Genomic DNA, 18,334 nt, shown 5'->3' with positions numbered 1-18,334 from the left:
GGAAAGCCTGATAACTTCGAATACATTCGCCCTATTCGGGAAAATTCGTGATTTTATGCGCATGAACGAACCATTTGATGACCCACGGGCTGCCCAAGACACGGTGCGCCGCTACGAGCGAATGCTGGCTCAAAATGAGGCGACATTCTTTGACTTGGAAGAGTTTGAAATTATTATCGACCACTACGTTACTTCGGCTGCGTTCGACAAAGCCCAGCAAGCCTGTGAAGCTGCCTTAAGCCAGTATCCTTTTTCGACTGAATTGCTTATCGACCGTGCGCAGATATCGGCGATGCGGGGCGACTATGCTGAGGCTGAGCGCCAGATTTCGAGCGTGGCCAGCCTCGACCCCGATAATGCAGACGTGGCTGTAACGCGCGGCATCATTGCCACGCAACGTGGTGATTTTGACGAGGCTGTGCGCTTTTTTCAAGCTGCTTTGGCCCAGAACCCTGACCGCGAAGACATTCACTTCAACTTGGGCCTAGCTTACCAAAGCTGGCAGAAATATAAGAGTGCCGCTCGCCACTACAAGCACAGCCTGCGCCTGCATCCCGACAATGAAACCACGGTGCAGGAGTTGCTTAACTGCTTGGAGACCAGTGACCGCTTGGTTGAGCATGAGGAGTTTTTCCAGCGCTTCACGGATGATGACCCTTACTCGGCAGTGGCTTGGTACAACTTGGGCCAGTATTACTACCGGCTAGAAAAGTATGACCAAGCAGCAGCGGCTTTCGACTACGCCATCGTTATCGAAGCAGACTTTTACGATGCGCACCACTGGCTAGCTGATACGTTTGTGTGCCAGCAGCAATACCAGCGCGCCATCACGGAGTTTGAACTAAGCTACCCACCCAACGAGCCTACTGATGAAGCCTTGTGCAACATTGGCGAGTGCTACGAAAAGCTGCGCGACTGGGAGCAAGCCCGCCAGTACTATCGTAAGGCGCTGGACATTAACCCGGCTATGGATGAAGCTTGGTTTGGCCAAGGAGTGCTGCTGCAAGAGCAGGAAAGGCCTTACGAGGCCCTGCATTTCTTCCGCAAAGCAGTGGAGCTGTATGGCGATAGTGGAGAATACTGGGCCGCGCTCGGTGCCGCCGAAAACCAGGTGGGTAACATCGTAAGTGCTTTGGAAGCCTACGAAAAAGCGACTGAAGTTGCCCCTGAAGATGCTACCGGGTGGGTAAGCTGGAGCGCTATCCTCTACGAGCAAGGCCACTACGACGAGTCCATCGACCTGCTACAGCATGCAGTGGAACTGCACCCGCACGAGGCACATTTTCACTACATGCTGTGCGCCTACTTGCTGGCAGCGGGCCGTTTGCGCGAAGCTTACCAAGAGCTGGAAACAGCCCTTACCCTCAATTATGAGCAGCACTCGCTGCTATTCGATTACTTCCCAGAATTAGAGAAGCAACCGGCTTTGCAGCGCCTTATCGACCAGTTTCGGAAGTAGCCAACCGCCGAACGGCAGTTTTTGAGTTAATTTTGTGCCTGCCCGCCTCACCCGCGGGCAGGCTTTTTTTATACTTGGTTATTCTTTCACTGGCAAGCTGCAGCTTGCTCCTTTGTGCATGAACTATTCCCTTTCGCAACTCCCCGAACGCACTCAAAAACCTCGCGAGCAAGGCTTTACCATGATGATGGATAAGGGCCTGAGCATTCGGGAAGTGGAAGATTTTCTGGAAGTGGGCGCGCCCTATGCCGACATTGTGAAGCTGGGCTGGGCCACTTCCTACGTGGTGCCCAACCTCAAGCGCAAAATCGATGCGTATCAGTCGGCTGGCTTGCCGGTATATCTGGGAGGCACGCTGTTTGAGGCCTTTATTATTCGGAATCAGTTTGAAGACTATCGCCGCCTACTTGACAATTTTGGTTTGGAGTACGCAGAGGTATCGGATGGCAGCATCGACCTAAACCACGACCGGAAGTGCGAATTTATTCGGGAGCTAAGCAAATCGGTGAAGGTGCTAAGCGAAGTAGGCTCGAAGGATGCCGAAAAAATTATCCCCCCTTACAAGTGGATTTCGCAGATGCAATCCGAACTAGATGCGGGCGCCGTTAAGGTAATCGGCGAAGCGCGAGAGGGTGGCAATGTAGGCCTGTTCCGAAGCACTGGTGAGGTACGCTCGGGCTTGGTAGAAGAGATTTTGACCAAGATTCCGTCAGAGCGCATCATTTGGGAAGCACCACAGAAAGCCCAGCAGGTTTGGTTTATTAAGCTGCTAGGGGCTAACGTTAACCTAGGTAATATTGCCCCGAATGAAATTGTAAGCCTCGAAACTATTCGGCTAGGGCTGCGGGGCGATACGTTCTCGCACTTCCTGAATATGGATGAGGTAGACCCAATGTTTCAGCCTGAAGCTAAGACGGGTAAGCCTGGCACCTCTATGCCGCGTGGCTAAGGCCTGCTTTATTTTTCAGTATATACAAAAAGAGCGGGCTCCCTAGTGGGGAGCCCGCTCTTTTTGTTTGTGCCATTAATGGCTATTGCTTTTGGATGCGCACCGTTTGTGTGCTGCCATTGGCCAACGTCACTTTAGCGATATACACACCACTACGTAGGTTATCAAGGCCGTCAAGAGTCAGGCTGGCGTTAGCTACCGATAGATTTTGCTCACGGACCGTGCGACCGGCCATATCCATTACCTGTACGTGGGCTACCCCACTACCCACCGTCGTAGCATCGAGGTTGAAGTCGATTTTGTTGCTGAAGGGGTTAGGGTAAGCAGATAATGTAGCCGAGGCCACGGCAGCACCGTCGAAGCTTAGGGCCCGCACTGGGGAATAAGAATCCTCACCATCAGTATCTACTTGACGCAGACGGTAGTAGCGAATTCCCAATTTATTGGTTTCGGTGTCCGTGTAGCTGTAGTTGATAGTTTGGCTGCTATTAGGCGACTTGCTAGTTACAAAAGTCAGCTTACGGAAAGCCGTGCCATCATTAGATACTTGTACTTCGAAACCGGCGTTATTCAACTCAGAGGCAGTAGTCCAAGCCAACACAGCATTTTGGTTGCTGCGGGTAGCCGTGAAGGCCGTGAGGCTAACTGGCAGTGGATTTGTTTTGTCACCCAGGGTAATGTAAGAAGTAGTCAAGCTAGGCAGCGCCAGCCGAGTAACCGTATTGTTCGTTTGGTTCAGGCTACCCGCTACTGGCTGATACGGCGCGCCGTTAACCTTCGAGCGGAACATCGTCAGGTTCTCTTCCTTGATGGTGTTCAATTCATCAGCCGAATCCAAGTAGTGGAAAATGACGTCGATGTTGGAAGTAGCAGTGACAGCAGACTCGCTGTTGTCATCACCCACAATCTTGAACTGTCGCTTAACGGGAACTGCGTTAGTAGCTACCGGACCGGTGAGCGCATCACCTACTACTCGATACACAAAGATGTTACCTGGCGTGTGGTTAGCTGTTATATCAAGGCCGATGTTACCAAACGTATTCTGTACGCCAGCTACTAGATTGCGGTCGGCCCGGGTCACCCCTTTTATATAAGAAGTATTAGTTTCTGCCTCACCCGCCTTCAAGCTAATAACAGAACTAGATACTAACTGAATATACGAGTTGCCTGTAGTGTCAAATACAGTATTAACTGTTCCAGAGCTCAAATCTTGTGCCGCCGATTGAATGACAACGCCAGCCGTTACGGAAGCTGGTTGAAATGCAATGATGTTAGACGGTATCATTACGTTGATAACCGATTTAATACCTGACCCTGCAATGATGATATCAGATACCAGCAATTGACCAGTGATAACTTGGTCAGCACCAGCGAAAACGAGGGTTGAGTTGGTTTGCGAATTGGTTACCCCAGTACTTAGGGGGCCATTGCCCGTTATGTTGCCCGAGAGGCCACCACCTGGCTGCAACAAGTTGCCATAAACTCGCAGGGTAGCTACGTTGATAACTAGCTGGGCCGCTGATGAGCCGCTGTTGCCTTGCATTGTCAGGTTATTAACCTCGTAGGTAGCGCTTGGGTCGTTTAGGATGGGATAAACTACTGCTGAGCTAGTTTTAGCGGGAATAACTGCGTTTGATAGCCGGGTAGGCACACCGTTACTCCAGTTAGCCTTGTTATTCCAATCTGTGTCGCTAGGAAGTGTAACTGGACCGTTTGCATCCATACCACGGGAAATACCTTGCCACGTGGTAGTACCACCTGCTGGCGTCACTGCCGGGGGGGTAATAGAAAAGGATAGGTTATAAGAGCCGGAAGGGTCAGTAATAGGTGAACCATCAGCTGCTGACAATTCAAATTGTATATCTATCGTATAAGTCCCTCCACTCGTTAGGCCAGCCAATAAATCTACCGGAGGAGTACCCGAAGGCAGTTTATAAACAACACCGAAAGCATCGGTCCCATTTTCCTGCAGCGTCAAGCGCGATAAGTTTGGCAACTGGCCAATAGGCGTACCCGTCAGATAAACGCGATAAAGCAGTGTGGCCCCGGTTACTGCATTAAACGGGCTGGTCCCTACAGTTATGATGCCATCAGATATAGTGAGCGTACTATTACCATTCAGGTCATAAGTACCTAAGCCGGGAGTGGCTACTATTGGAGTAGCGTTAGGATTCCCTAGTCGAGTGTAAGTGTTGTAAGGTGCATATGCCCTTCTGCCCGCATAGGGGATTGCTTGAGCACTGCCACCTGCTGGAAGGGTAGGCCTCTGCGTTATAGTAACTGCATTGTTATATTGGGTTTGCGCCAATGCATCGCTTGGGCTCCACAAGCTAGCTACTATAGCTAAAATCGGCAGGATTATCCGCCACGGAAGCCAATTTAAACTTACCTTTCGAAAAAGAGTAGGGGTGTTTTGCATGATAAAAAAGGTGGCGTTTTGAACTGAATATCGCGCTTGACCGCGGGTAGTTGCGGCCTTGTACGCAGGTACTAAAGTTCAGTTAAGGGTTTAGAAGTTTTTTTTGCAATTTGGCAAGTCAATAATTGCACATCAAATAGTGCAATTAAATAAGCCGAAGTCGCTGTACGAAAATCATGCCTAAAAAAGATACTACACTGGGCGTGTAATCGTGCTCTTCAAGCATCATGACACAACAAAGTTCAGCTTTAAATTATAATTATCCTACTATGATTTGTTAATTCCCCAATAAAAATGATAAATTCTCGCATATGGGCTAGTCAGCGTATCTCTCTCAGCCTGACTAGCTACGCTTTTCAGTTTTGGACACTGCTTAGTGAGCCGCTGGTTGCAACTGTTGACCGTGTCAGCTTTTATTAAATTGCTAACAGAATGCTAGTTTTTAAGCAGTTGAGATAGGTAATGCTACAGCATGAATCAGCTGGCGCAGTTGTAACGGCGCTGCTTATAAGGGTACTTATCCATCCTGCTCAAGAGGTAGCCGGCAATAGCAATGGTTGCATGCTGGTTAGTAAAGCGGCGCTAGTAGTCAGGCTGGCGAAGGCTTGTCGAATACCAGCACATTTTTGGTAGTTAGTGCTACGGCCATTTTGCTGCCCAACGAGCCCTAAATAGCCTATTCTTACTCGCTGCAGTGTGGCCCCCTACTCGGTCGATGCTAGTTGGCCGAGGTGAGCGCACCCCTTACAGCGGGAACTACCAGGAGCAGGTTCGGGGCTTCGAATCCCTTGACAAACTCAACATGGCAACAGCGGCGTTTTTTGTAATTCCAAAACCTGCTCTGAGTAGAGCTAGCTAGGTAGAGGAAGGAGTACCTTAAAACGCTGCTTATACTAGGTGCTTCAGGGTACGCAATTGCTTCATCCGGGCATATTCTCACTCCCTACCCCGCTTTCCTACTACTGCCCTCGCTTTCTTTGCAAGCTCAACCCTTTTCGCTTTATGGAGCTACTCAAACATTTTCTGGACCTGGTGCTGCACCTCGACAAGACGCTGGTGAACGTGGTGCACGACTACGGCAACCTCACATATATCATTCTGTTTCTGATAATCTTCACTGAAACTGGGGTTATTGTCTTTCCTTTTTTGCCCGGCGATTCCTTGCTTTTTGTAGCTGGCACTTTGGCCGCGCAGCCTAACCCCGAAACCGGCCACCCGCTGCTTAACATCTTATATCTGATTCCACTGCTAATGGCGGCCGCGTTCATTGGTGATAACCTCAACTATGCTGTTGGCGACTACATAGGGCCCAGAGTATTCCGTGAAGATTTCCGCTTTTTGCGGCGCAAGTACTTAGAGCAAACGCAGGCGTTTTACGCCAAGCATGGGGGTAAGACGATTATTATGGCGCGCTTCGTGCCGATTGTGCGCACATTCGCTCCCTTTGTGGCGGGCGTTGGCACCATGACCTATCGGCATTTTGCCTCATATAGTATTGCGGGAGCAGCTTTGTGGGTAGTATCACTCACCCTGGCTGGCTACTTATTTGGCAATATTCCGGCAGTAAAGAACAACTTTACGTTTGTCATTTACGGCATTATTCTGCTATCGGTGCTGCCGCCGCTGTGGCAGTTTGTGCGTGGCAAGCTGCGCGGCGCGGCGGCGTAGCTTGCTGGGGCAACTGCGCTAGGCGCTGCTCATTTAATTCGTATTTCTCAGCACTCTATGCGCACCTTCGGGCTTATCGGCCGCTCGCTTTCGCACTCTTTCTCACAGACGTATTTCACGCAGAAATTCGACCGACTTGGGCTGGATGATTGCCACTACGAGCTATTTGAACTGGCTAATCCTAATGAGTTGCCCCAGCTATTAGCCCGCCACCCCGATTTAGCCGGGCTGAACGTCACGATTCCATATAAGGAGAAAATCTGGCCCTACCTTACCAGCGTTGCTTCGTCGGCCGCCCTTGTAGGCGCCGTCAATGTGATTGAGATTCAGCTGAATGGTGGCTTGGTAGGCCACAATACCGACTACCTGGGCTTTCGCAACTCACTGCGTCGCTTTTACCCCGGCCGGGGTCCCGCCAACCGGGCGCTGGTGCTGGGCACGGGCGGCGCGGCTAAGGCCGTAAGCATGGCCCTGCGCGAACTGGATATTCCGCACTGGCTGGTTTCACGCGACCCGCTTAGCGCGCACCTCACGTATTCGGAGCTCACGCCGGAAGTGATGGCCGGCCATTCGCTTATCATTAATACAACGCCGCTCGGTACTTACCCCAACGTGACTGAGTGCCCCGCCATTCCGTACGCGGCGCTCACGCCGGCTCACTACTTGTTCGACCTGATATACAATCCGCGCGAAACCCGCTTTTTGGAGTTGGGCCGCGCGGCTGGCGCACAAACCTGCAACGGTTTTGAGATGCTGGAGCTCCAGGCTGAGGCTGCCTGGGCCATCTGGAATGGGCAGGCCTTGCCGAAGTAAGCCAGTGTGAGGCTTAACCAACAAGAGGGGGGTAGCAACTGCTTAGTTGCTACCCCCCTCTTGTTAATTGACGCTGCTAACGCAGCTTTAGGCTTATTACTTGGCGGCTACTTTCTGGGCTATTTCGGCCGTGTGGCGGCCCTGGAACCGCGCTCCTTCCAACTCGTTTTTGCTGGGCTGGCGCTCACCCTGGCCGCCGGCTACGGTGCTGGCGCCGTAAGGCGTGCCACCGGTTACTTCCTCGTGGCCCATTTGGCCCTGCCAGGCGTAGGGCAGGCCCACGATAATAAAGCCGTGGTGCAATAGCTCGGTATGAAAAGCGCGCAAGGTTTCTTCTTGGCCGCCGTGCTGCGTGGCGGTGCTCACGAAGGCCCCGCCTACTTTACCCACCAAAGCCCCCGTGGCCCATAAGCCGCCAGTGCTGTCCATAAACGACTGCATCTGCCCGCAAAGGTTGCCGTAGCGGGTGGGCGTACCGAAGATGATGGCATCGTACTCTACCAATTCGGCCGGGGTAACTACGGGTACGTGGGCAAAAGCCTGCTGCGCGCCGGTAGCGCCCGTTTTATCTAGTACCTCTTTGGGGAGCGTTTCGGGCACGCGCTTAACGATTACATCATTGCCAGGTACTTGGCGGGCACCTTCAGCAATGGCCTCGGCCAATTTCCACACGTGGCCATACGTAGAATAAAACAACACAAGAGTCTTCATGGGCAAAAGAGAAAGTGGAGGAAAAATTGGGTGTAGTAGTCGCGCTAAGTACGCAGCAGGTTCATAAAAGTAGCAATTTGTTTCATGTACATACATTTAATGTCTGCACATTATTGCAGAATTTTACCGCTCGCATTATAACACGCTGTCTTTCAGAGTCCTATTTTCAACTAGCTTACACACTAAGGTGCATATGCAACGTTTAGAGGGCGCTAGGCTTCTTACCGGAGCCAGCGCGTTTAGTTTGGCTAACTCTTCGTACGCACTTCGTTTCCTTTGCATTCTGCCTTGCCTATGTTGAACGGATTTTACCCCGGCCCACACCGGGCCCGCGCATGAGCGCCGTTTGGCCCGCCCTGGCCATGGGGGCGAGTGACCCGGCCAGCAAAGGCCTCACTGCTAGCCGCCCTACCCCCCCCGCCGTGCCCACCGAAGAGGAGCTAATCGACGGCTGCCTGCAAGGGCGGCAGCTGGCCCAAAAGCAGCTCTACGATAAGTACGCTGCCCGCATGATGGCCGTGTGCCTGCGCTACGCCCAAACCACCTTCGAGGCCGAAGATGTACTGCAAGAAGGTTTTCTAACCGTGTTTCGGACGCTAGGCAGCTTCCGGCGCGAGTGCCCGCTAGAGTTTTGGATTCGGCGCATTATGATAAATGCGGCCCTGCGCCAGCACCGCCGCAACGCCCCGCTCGTGGCCGTGAGCGACGGCGACTACCCCGATACGCTGGCCAGTGAAGAATTTACGTTCAGTAATTATGCCTACGCCGAGCTGCTGGCCATTGTGCAGGAGCTAGCACCGCGCTACCGCTTGGTTTTCAACTTATACGCTATCGAAGGCTACACCCATAAGGAGATTGGCGAACTGCTCAACATTTCGGAAGGCACTAGCAAATCTCAGTATTCACGCGCCCGCGTGGTGCTTCAACAAAAATTAGCTCGCCGGTAACCCTCGGCCCGGCACCCAGTCTACTACTAGCTATTATGAGTTCTCCTACCCCCCCCAAAGGCAGCCTGGAAGACCTGTTTCGCCACCACCTGCTGGAAAGCGAAGCGGCCGCCGTGCCGCCGCGCCCCCACGTGTGGGAGCAGCTGGACAACAGCTTACTCCTAGCCCAGAATGAGAAATACCGCCGCCGCCTGCTCGTGCACCGCTGGGCTGTGGCAGCCAGCTTGCTGCTGGCTACGCTGGCCGGCGGCGGCTGGTGGCACAGCCAGCAGCAGGCCCCTACCCCCCTCGCCCAGGCCACCCCAACCGGCCCCGGCGCGCTGGGGGCAGCCGGGCGCGTAGCGCTGCGCCCTAGCCGCCTGCCGGCAGGGGCTTCGGCAAGCACTGGCCAAGCGGCAAGTGCTGCGCCAGCGGTGGCTTCCGCAGCGCCCTTAGCGGGCGCAGCTAGTTCTGTTTCTTCCACTCCTAACGCACTTACTATCGCCCAACCCGCTACACCTTCTCCTAAGCGTTATTATTCGGCTAGTGCGGCGAACAGCGGCCGGCCGGAGTCTAGCAATACACTTTCTTATGGAGCGGATGCCAGCTATGCTAATGCTGACCTAGCTCAGCGGAAACGTGGTGCTCATCGCCCAGCGGCTGCTAACCCACTTACCCCCTCAGAGCTGGCAAGTGTGGTAGCTGGCCGCGATGCGGCGGCTACCACACTTGCGGCCGGCCAGCCCTACCCTAGCTCAGTGGCAGCTGCTAGCAGCGCCACAGGGCAGCCAAGCACCATGCTTGCCGCAGCTACGCGCTCAACTAAGCCGGCTGTTGAGCCGCTGGCTGGAGCCAACGCGGGCTTTGAAGTGGCGGCCCCTACTGCGGCCCAGCCGCTTGAAGTAGCGGCCGCAGCCGACGCATTAGCCACCCGACCGGCCCAACTGGCACTGGCCGACGCTGCTGGCTTGCCTAGCAGCCTAGGGGCCCTACCCCTGCCCGAGCAGCCGAGCCCCACTATGGCGCGGCGCTGGCAATATGGCCTGGGCTATGCCACCAGTGCGTACCAGCCCAACATTGACTTCACCAGAGAAGCCACTACCTATAGCAATGCACTGGGCAGCTTTTCGGCTGATGTGACGCGCAGCGCGGCCGCCGAGTACCGCCGCAACCTGCGCCCCGGCCTGGGCCAGCGCCTGAGTTTGTGGGCTACGCGCCGCCTCGGCAACGGGCGGTTTGGCTTGCGCACCGGCCTCGAACTGGCGCAGAACACAGCGAGCTCGGCTACTACCATGGACTTTGTGGGCGAGCAAGTGGCCGACCTTAGCCTCAACTACACCGTGGCGCCGGCGCGCCTGCACAACACGTCGTTTCGCTACCGCTCGGCCAGCGTGCCGGTGGAGGTGCACTATAGCAACCCGGCCAAAACCGGCTTCTCGTTTTATGGCCGGGTAGGTGGCCTCATTACAGCGCTGCTCAACGTGCGCAGCGAGGTAGAAGGCAACGCCGAAGCTACCCGCACCTACACCTTGATGTCGGCCAGCTCGCCGTACCGGCACCTGTCGGGCAGCGTGCGGGGTGGCGCGGGCGTGCAGTACCGGCCCACCGGCCACCAGTGGGCCCTCAGCCTGGGGCCAGTGGCTGAGGCTGGCATTTTGAGTCTGAATGCCGACCCGGTGCAGGGTTTCTTGAGCCAAAAACGGCCCTACAGCTTCGGCCTCGAAGCAGGGGTAGAGCTGGGCCGGACGCCGCACATGCTGCGGCCAAAAGCCGAATAAAAAGTAGTCAGCTGGTGTTTAGGCTTTAAGCAACCAGAAATGCGCTGTTTGCTTTCCCAACCTTTGCTATGAAAAAGACCTTCTTCGCGCTGCTAACCGGCTGCACCCTGCTGGCCTGCAAAAAAGACCAGCCGGGGCCTGCCCTAAACCAAACGTTCGAGCTACCTCTTAACCAAACTACTACACTGGCCACCGGGAGCAGCCCGATAAGCATTAGCCTAACCGACGTGCAGGATTCGCGCTGCCCCATCAACGCCTACTGCATTTGGGCGGGCTACGCAGCCGTGACGCTGAAGCTGAGCGACGCCTCGGTCGTGGCCCAAACGGCGCGGCTGAGCCTGCTCAACAAGCCCTCGCCCGACTACACCCGCGACTCCATTGCCGTTACCCTCAACCAGCAAGACTACTGGCTGCGCTTGCTCAACGTCACTCCCTACCCCTCTACTACGGGCGGCACCGGCCAGGCCAAAACGGCTGTTCTACGCCTGCGGCCACGCTAAGCCCATTTAGGAAGCGGGTATTTTGGAAGTGCAGAAACCCAAGCGCCCTATTTAGGGTTAGCTAGGTTGGCCTTTTTTCCGGCTGCTTTTGCATGTCCACGTACCAGCTTACTTCTGAATTTCAGCCCACCGGCGACCAGCCGCGCGCTATTGCCGAGCTCGTGAAGGGCGTGAACGGCGGCGAGCCGGCCCAGGTGCTGCTCGGCGCCACGGGCACGGGCAAAACTTTCACCATGGCCAACGTGATTGCCGAAACCGGCAAACCGGCCCTGGTGCTGTGCCACAACAAGACGCTGGCCGCCCAGCTCTACGGCGAGTTCAAGGCATTTTTTCCGCAAAATGCCGTTGAGTACTACATCAGTTACTACGACTACTACCAGCCGGAGGCCTATATTGCCAGCTCCGACGTCTTCATTGAGAAGGACTTAGCCATCAACGAAGAAATTGAGAAGCTGCGGCTGCATTGCACCTCTACCCTACTCAGCGGGCGGCGCGATGTGGTGGTGGTGGCCTCGGTATCGTGCATTTACGGCATCGGCAACCCCGAGGAGTTTAGCAAAAACGTCATTTTTCTGGCCCCCGGCCACCGCTATTCGCGCAATAACCTACTCTACCAGTTCGTGCAAATTCTGTACTCGCGCACCGAGGTGGAGTTTACGCGTGGTTCGTTTCGGGTGAAGGGCGACACCGTGGACGTGTTTCCGGCCTACGCCGATTATGCCTACCGCATTTTCTTCTTCGGCGACGAGATTGAGGCCATTCAGAAAATCGACCCCGCGAGCGGCCGCAAAATCTCGGACGAGAAAAACATGACGCTCTATCCCGCCAACTTGTTTGTGACGGGTAAGGAAACGCTGCAAACCGCCATCCACGAAATTCAGGATGATATGGTGTTGCAGCACAAGTACTTCGAGAAGGAAGGCCGCGACGTGGAAGCGCGCCGCATTCAGGAGCGCACCGAGTTCGACCTCGAAATGATACGCGAGCTGGGTTATTGCTCGGGCATCGAAAACTATTCGCGTTACTTCGACCGGCGCGAGCCGGGCTCGCGGCCGTTCTGTTTGCTCGACTACTTCCCCCAGGATTATTTGCTGGTTGTGGATGAAAGCCACGCCACCATCCCGCAGATTCGGGCCATGTGGGGCGGCGACCGCTCGCGCAAGACGGCGCTCATTGAATACGGTTTCCGCCTACCCTCTGCTTTTGACAACAGGCCGCTGACTTTCAACGAGTTTGAGGGCATGTACCGGCAGGCTGTGTACGTATCGGCTACGCCCGCCGATTATGAATTAACCCAAGCCAACGGGGTGGTGGTCGAGCAAATCATTCGCCCTACCGGCCTGCTCGACCCTGAAATTGACCTGCGCCCCAGCATCAACCAGATTGACGACCTGCTCGACGAAGTAGACGAGCGCGTGAAAGCTGGCGACCGGGTACTCGTGACGACGCTAACCAAGCGCATGGCCGAGGAGCTGAGCAAATACATGGAGCGCCTAGGCATCAAGGTCGAATACATTCACTCGGATGTGAAGACGCTCGACCGTGTGGAGATTTTGCGCCGCTTGCGGCTGGGCGAAGTAGATGTGCTCATCGGTGTAAACCTACTGCGCGAAGGCCTCGACTTGCCAGAAGTAAGCTTGGTGGCCATTTTGGATGCGGATAAGGAGGGTTTCCTGCGCGACCAGCGCTCCTTAATTCAGACCATGGGTAGGGCGGCCCGAAACGAGAATGGCAAGGTTATTCTGTACGCCGACCGCATGACGGGTTCTATGCAGCGCGCCATTGATGAGACTAACCGGCGCCGCGCCACTCAACAAGCTTACAACGAGGAGCACGGCATCACGCCACGCACCGTGCGCAAGTCGCACGCCCAGATTATGGGCCAAACCGACCTGGCCGACTACCGCATTGTGGAGGCACAGGCCCCGGCCGGCGCCTACGCCGAAGGGGGTGCTGCCCTGGCTATGGCCGCCGAGCCCGTGGTAGCCATGATGAACCGCGCCGAGCTGGAAAAGCTCATCAAAACTACCGAAAAGCAGATGGAAGCCGCGGCCAAAGAACTCGATTTCTTGCAGGCTGCCAAGCTCCGCGACGAGCTGGGCGCCCTCAAGCAACTGCTGAAAAGTAAGCGCGATTAGGAGAATACGTGTGCCGAAGCGCTACGAAAATGGGGGTAAGGCTGGTAATTTGCCTTAGTATTTACCTCAACAGTAGCTGACCCGCTATTAGTAGCCTAGCATTTCAAACAAGCGTTTTTTGCCGGCTTTGCTGGCTGGTTGAAGAGTGAGGAATGTATAAGCGCCAGCAAAAAATAACTGGCGCTTATACAACATAATTGATAATGTGCTCGTTAGCGTTACTTCATTTACTTTTCCCCCTTCTCAGCCTATGAAACGCAACCGGCTTTCACTGTTAATGGGCACTGCCCTCTGCGCTTCGCTTGCGCTTATGAGTGCCTGCGCCACCACCGGCACCGATGGTGCGTCGGGTAGTACCTCTGGCACTACGTCCGGCACTTCAGGCACTACTACTACGGGCTCCACTTCGGGCTCTACCACTACGGGCACTACTTCGGGTACCACCTCAGGCACTACTACTGGGACTACCTCGGGTACGACTACCACCGGCACAACTACCGGCACCACCACCGGTACCACCACCACCGGCACGACTACTTCCTAACTTCTCAGCGTCTGCTTAAGCAGGCACGAAAGAAGGCCGGCCTTTCCTCTTTACCAGAGAAAAGGCCGGCCTTCTTTCGTTGGGGCGCCGTAGCCGAGAAAGAACCGTTCAGCCCCTACCCCCTACTAACGCCGAATGCTATTCGCGCACGCCGAAGTGGTATTCAGTAGTCGACTCGAAGGTTTCGCCAGGCCGCAGCACGGTAGTCGGGAAGCTGGGCTGGTTGGGCGAATCGGGGAAGTGTTGCGTTTCGAGGGCAAAGCCGTAGTTCGGGCCGTAGGCGATGCCGCCGTGGCCTTGCAAGCTACCATCGAGGAAGTTGCCGGCGTAGAACTGCACGCCCGGCTGGTCGGTGTGTACTTGCATAGTGCGGCCCGACAGCGGAGCGTACACCTCGGCGGCCAGCGCCGAGTGGGGCCGCAGGTAGTCGTGCAGCACCCAGTTGTGGTCGTAGCCGCCGGGCACCTGGGCCATGCGCTCGCCTATGCGGTGCGCAGCCCGAAAGTCGAAGGGCGAGCTCCCTACCCCCCGTAATTCGCCGGTCGGGATGGCCGTATTGTCTACCACCGTATAGCGGTCGGCGAGCAGCCGCAGCTCATGGTCCAGAATATTTGAACTCAGGCCGTAGTCGAGGTTGAAGTAACTGTGGTTGGTGAGGTTGAGCACCGTAGGCTGGTCGGTAGTAGCCGAGTAGCTGATGCGCAGCACATTGGCCTCAGTTAGGGTATATACCGCCGTTACGGACAAGGTACCGGGGTAGCCTTCCTCGCCAGCCGGGCTTTGGTAGTGCAGCACCAGGGTAGGCCCGTCGGCTGAGGTGCCAGGCTGGGCCGCCCATTGCTGCTTATCGAAGCCTTGCGGGCCACCGTGCAGCGAATTAGGCCCGTTGTTGATGGGTAAGGAATAGGTTTGCTCATCCAGCGTAAACTGGCCGTGCCGGATGCGGTTGGCGTAGCGCCCAATGAGCGCACCAAAGTAGATATTCTTGCTTTCGTAGGCTTCGCTAGCATACGTGGCCGGGTCGTCGAACCCTAACACCACATTGCCCAGCACGCCGCTTTTATCGGGCACCAGCAGCTTTGTGAGCGTGCCGCCGCGCGCACTAATGGTGGCCTGCATACCGCGGCCATTTTGCAAGGTAAATAGGGAGGGGGTAGGGTAACCAGCAGAGGGCGTAGGCATGGGCAAAAAACAAAGCGAAGCCGACGGCATGTGCCATCGGCTTCGCGAAAGTAGGGTAGCCGCAGGCTTTGCCGCGGGCTATTTGAGCGGGAGCTGGGAGCGCTTGGTGGCAGCCGTGTTGGCTACCACGTGCTCGCCGGCGCGGGAGCCGGCTTTTTTCTTCGCGTTGGTAGCCTTTTTTTCAGCAGACGTTAGCGATTCCCATTCCTTTTTGGGCAGGTAGCGCGTGGTACCAGTGGCGCGGCGAGCGGGCTGCTGGTCAGACGTTTGCCAGTCTTGCTTGGTCCATTCCTTCAACTCTTTCTGTTTGGAGTTGGGGTGTTGCTGCAAGTAGCCGCCACCCTGCTTTTGATAAGCCAGAGTGAGCAGCTGCGACTTGCGGGCACTCCAAGTGCCCGGGTCGCCGCCCTTGGCCGCAGCGCGAATCTCTTCTTTTAGGCGCTCGCGCAGGGCGGGGTCGGAGTACGTGTTTTCGATAGTGCGGCGGCGAGCCGCGGGCCGGGTCTTGGTGCGTTTGCGAACCGGTTTACTACTGGCGTCTTCAGCGGGGGCGGGGGTCTTCATCGGGTTGCCATTTAGTGTAGACTTTAAACTAACGCAAAATTCATCGACTGGTTAGCTTTTTTTTCACAAAATTCAGCGTGTTGAACACTAACTATCAATTTGTTAAACAAAGGACCAGGTTTCTACTCTCTTTCCAATATTGCACAGCATTTTGGCAATTTTAGGTGGGCTATACTGCTTAGTCAATTATTGCTACGAGACGAGCTTAAAACGAGGGCCAAGCCCCTACCCCCTTATTTTACTGCATGATTAAAATTTTACTGCGCACGCTGGTTGTTTGGCTGCTGGTCCTCACGTGGGTATTGCCAGCGCCGGCTCAAAAAGTAGGGCTGGTGCTGAGCGGCGGCGGGGCCAAAGGACTGGCTCACATTGGAGTACTCAAGCAGTTGGAAGCCAATGGTATTCCGGTCGATTACATTATTGGCACCAGCATGGGCGCCGTCATTGGGGCCATGTATGCGGCGGGCTACTCGCCCCGCGAAATTGAGCAGATTGTGCTAACGCCCGAATTTCAATATTGGGTTTCGGGTAAGCAGTTGCAAGACAAGACGTTTAATTTTCTCACGGCCGAGCCCGACCCCTCGGCCCTGCGGCTGGGGGTAGCCATCGACTCCACGTTTCATACCCGCATCAGCCCCAATCTGGTCAACGACCTTAATTTGAACTTTGCACTGGCCCGGCTGCTGGCGCCGGCCGCTGCCCAAGCCAACTACGACTTCGATAAGCTCTTTGTGCCCTACCGCTGCCTAGCGGCCGAAATTTTTACCCGTAAGGAAGTGGTGCAGAAGTCGGGCCTGCTCGCCGATGCCGTGCGCAACTCGATGGCCGTGCCGCTGGCGTTTCGGCCTATCCGCAACCCCGATGGGCGCTACCTCTTCGACGGCGGTATTTATGACAACTTCCCGACCAATGTGATGCGCCAAGAGTTCCAGCCCGACGTCATTATCGGGGTGAACGTAGGCGACGTGGCGTACCGGAAATATCCGTTCAAAGACGACGACAAACTACTGGCCACCACGTTGGTATTCCTGGGTGCCAACGTAGCCGATACTAGCAGCGTAGGCAAAAACGGCATTTTTATTCAGCCCAACCTCGAAACGTTTGGCGGCACCGATTTCGACAAGGTGCGCGGCCTCATCGCCAAGGGTGACACGGCTACCCAGCGCAAGCTGGAGGAGATTCGGCGCAAAATTGGCCGCCGCGTCGATACCCTCGACTTGCAGCGCCGGCGCCGGGCGTTTCAGAATGCGGCCCCTACCCCCCGCTTTGTGCAGGTGCAGGTGCAGGGCCTGCGCCCCGACCAAAACGCCTACGCCAGCAAGTTTTTTCGGCGCAACGGCTCTACCTATAATCTCGACGACCTAGAGGAAGGTTATTACCGTTTGGCGTCGGACGATTATTTCCGCGACATCTACCCGCGTATCCGCTACGACCCCGCGCAGAAGGGCTACGTATTCAGCGTCGATGCCCAGAAAAACAATAACGTGTCGGCCGAAGTGGGCTTTGTGCTCAGCACGCGGCCCATTGATAATCTATACTTTGGCATTGAATTTAAGTACTTACGCAGCTTGCTGTACTCCACAGCGGCCAACGTAAGTCTGGGCCGCTTCTACAACGGGGCACAGGGCACATTTCGCATTAATGCGCCGGGCCGCCTGCCGTTTTTTCTTCAGCCCCAAATCACGTATAATCAGTGGGACTACCAGAACACCGGCGGCGTGCTGGGGCGCGATGTACTGAGCACCCAAGTACGGCAGCAAGACACCAAAGTGGGGGGCCAAATTGGCTTGTCGCCGCGCTACCGCTCGCGCGTGGTGCTCGACATTGGCGCGTTTTACAACATTGACAATTACGCCAATACGGCCGATATTCAATCGAGCGACGTGCTCGACCGTACCTCCTTTAAAGGAGCCACGGCGGCGCTGCGCTTTACGCGCAATTCGCTCAACCGCAAGCAGTACGCCACGGCCGGGCGGCGCTACGTGGTGACGCTGCGGGGCGTCACGGGTGGCGAAGTATTTACGCCGGGCACTACCTCTATCTTCACCGACGAGGCCCGGCGCCACCACGACTGGCTGCAATTTCGGGCCACCTACGAGCGCTACAAACCGCTGGGCCAGGACAAGGCTTCGTGGGGCTATTTTGGCGAGCTTGTGGTGAGCGGGCAGGGTAGGTTTTTGAACTACCGCTCGTCGCTGACGTCGGCCCCGGTTTTTGCGCCGCTCGTCGATTCGCGCACCTTGTTTCTGGATAATTACCGCTCGCCGCGCTACGTGGCAGCCGGCCTGCGCTACACGCGGCCGGTGCTGGGTAGCCTCGAGTGGCGCTCGGAGCTTTATGTGCACGCCAACTTCGAACAATTACAGGACAACAACCAGTTGGCTGACCGCACCAGCGGCGTTAGCCGGCCCTACCTCACGGGTTCGACTGGCGTCATCTTTACTACCCCCGTTGGTCCGCTGGCCGTGCACGCCGTGTACTACGACGACCCCAACCACCGCTTTGGCCTGTACGGCCACCTCGGCTACATTCTATTCCGCGGGCGCTCACTGGAGTAAAGTGAATGTATTTACAGAAACAAAGAAGAACGTCCTGCTTCGGCAAGCTCAGCAGGACGTTCTTCTTTGTTTCTGTAAATACTCTTTTCATAGTTGAGGTAAGTCGTTCTGGTGCCAGACCTATC

General features: G+C 55.7%; 14 protein-coding genes. 10 read left to right on the top strand and 4 right to left on the bottom strand.

Annotated elements, in window-relative coordinates; all coding sequences use genetic code 11:
* The first annotated feature begins 61 nt into the window (after positions 1–61).
* Together GO988_RS09930 and GO988_RS09925 are read left to right on the top strand one after the other, a co-directional pair.
* Positions 62–1,459, top strand: a complete 1,398-nt coding sequence (locus GO988_RS09930) for a tetratricopeptide repeat protein (RefSeq protein WP_157564756.1) — start codon at positions 62–64, stop codon at positions 1,457–1,459.
* Positions 1,460–1,577: 118 nt separating this feature from the next.
* On the top strand, positions 1,578–2,408 hold the full coding sequence (locus GO988_RS09925) for a phosphosulfolactate synthase (RefSeq protein ID WP_157564754.1): 831 nt from the start codon (positions 1,578–1,580) through the stop codon (positions 2,406–2,408).
* A gap of 82 nt (positions 2,409–2,490) precedes the next feature.
* Here the strand turns inward: GO988_RS09925 and GO988_RS09920 are convergent, their stop codons facing one another.
* Positions 2,491–4,827 (bottom strand): T9SS type A sorting domain-containing protein, encoded by a 2,337-nt coding sequence (locus tag GO988_RS09920; protein WP_157564752.1) that lies wholly within the window; start codon positions 4,825–4,827, stop codon positions 2,491–2,493.
* A gap of 1,002 nt (positions 4,828–5,829) precedes the next feature.
* Here GO988_RS09920 and GO988_RS09915 point away from each other — a divergent pair.
* Both GO988_RS09915 and GO988_RS09910 read left to right on the top strand, forming a co-directional pair.
* Positions 5,830–6,495, top strand: coding sequence for a DedA family protein (locus tag GO988_RS09915; RefSeq protein WP_157564750.1), 666 nt, complete (start codon positions 5,830–5,832; stop codon positions 6,493–6,495).
* Between the two features lie 57 nt (positions 6,496–6,552).
* Positions 6,553–7,308, top strand: coding sequence for a shikimate dehydrogenase family protein (locus tag GO988_RS09910; protein ID WP_157564748.1), 756 nt, complete (start codon positions 6,553–6,555; stop codon positions 7,306–7,308).
* 96 nt (positions 7,309–7,404) lie between these two features.
* Here GO988_RS09910 and wrbA read toward each other — a convergent pair whose 3' ends face one another.
* Positions 7,405–8,019, bottom strand: a complete 615-nt coding sequence (gene wrbA, locus GO988_RS09905; protein ID WP_157564746.1) for an NAD(P)H:quinone oxidoreductase — start codon at positions 8,017–8,019, stop codon at positions 7,405–7,407.
* A 335-nt stretch (positions 8,020–8,354) separates the two neighbouring features.
* Between wrbA and GO988_RS09900 the strand changes: the two genes are divergently transcribed.
* The 5 genes from GO988_RS09900 (at position 8,355) to GO988_RS09880 (ending at position 13,905) form a co-directional block, all read left to right on the top strand.
* Positions 8,355–8,966, top strand: a complete 612-nt coding sequence (locus GO988_RS09900; RefSeq protein WP_157564744.1) for an RNA polymerase sigma factor — start codon at positions 8,355–8,357, stop codon at positions 8,964–8,966.
* A gap of 35 nt (positions 8,967–9,001) precedes the next feature.
* On the top strand, positions 9,002–10,723 hold the full coding sequence (locus GO988_RS09895; RefSeq protein ID WP_157564742.1) for an outer membrane beta-barrel protein: 1,722 nt from the start codon (positions 9,002–9,004) through the stop codon (positions 10,721–10,723).
* Positions 10,724–10,791: 68 nt separating this feature from the next.
* Complete coding sequence (locus tag GO988_RS09890) at positions 10,792–11,223, top strand: hypothetical protein (RefSeq protein WP_157564740.1); 432 nt, start codon at positions 10,792–10,794, stop codon at positions 11,221–11,223.
* 92 nt (positions 11,224–11,315) lie between these two features.
* Positions 11,316–13,361 (top strand): excinuclease ABC subunit UvrB, encoded by a 2,046-nt coding sequence (gene uvrB, locus GO988_RS09885; RefSeq protein ID WP_157564738.1) that lies wholly within the window; start codon positions 11,316–11,318, stop codon positions 13,359–13,361.
* Between the two features lie 310 nt (positions 13,362–13,671).
* Positions 13,672–13,905, top strand: coding sequence for a hypothetical protein (locus tag GO988_RS09880; protein WP_198172615.1), 234 nt, complete (start codon positions 13,672–13,674; stop codon positions 13,903–13,905).
* Between the two features lie 138 nt (positions 13,906–14,043).
* Here GO988_RS09880 and GO988_RS09875 read toward each other — a convergent pair whose 3' ends face one another.
* Together GO988_RS09875 and GO988_RS09870 are read right to left on the bottom strand one after the other, a co-directional pair.
* On the bottom strand, positions 14,044–15,087 hold the full coding sequence (locus GO988_RS09875) for an aldose epimerase family protein (protein ID WP_157564736.1): 1,044 nt from the start codon (positions 15,085–15,087) through the stop codon (positions 14,044–14,046).
* A 78-nt stretch (positions 15,088–15,165) separates the two neighbouring features.
* Positions 15,166–15,651, bottom strand: coding sequence for a hypothetical protein (locus GO988_RS09870; protein WP_157564734.1), 486 nt, complete (start codon positions 15,649–15,651; stop codon positions 15,166–15,168).
* Positions 15,652–15,896: 245 nt separating this feature from the next.
* Between GO988_RS09870 and GO988_RS09865 the strand changes: the two genes are divergently transcribed.
* Positions 15,897–18,209 carry a patatin-like phospholipase family protein gene (locus GO988_RS09865; protein ID WP_157564732.1) on the top strand — a complete coding sequence of 771 codons (2,313 nt, stop codon included), beginning with the start codon at positions 15,897–15,899 and terminating at the stop codon, positions 18,207–18,209.
* Positions 18,210–18,334: the final 125 nt, after the last annotated feature.

The sequence above is a fragment of the Hymenobacter ginkgonis genome, assembly GCF_009755225.1.
Lineage (GTDB): Bacteria > Bacteroidota > Bacteroidia > Cytophagales > Hymenobacteraceae > Hymenobacter > Hymenobacter ginkgonis.
Note: the sequence above shows the minus strand (reverse complement) of the source record. Positions and strands in the feature narration are given on the sequence as shown.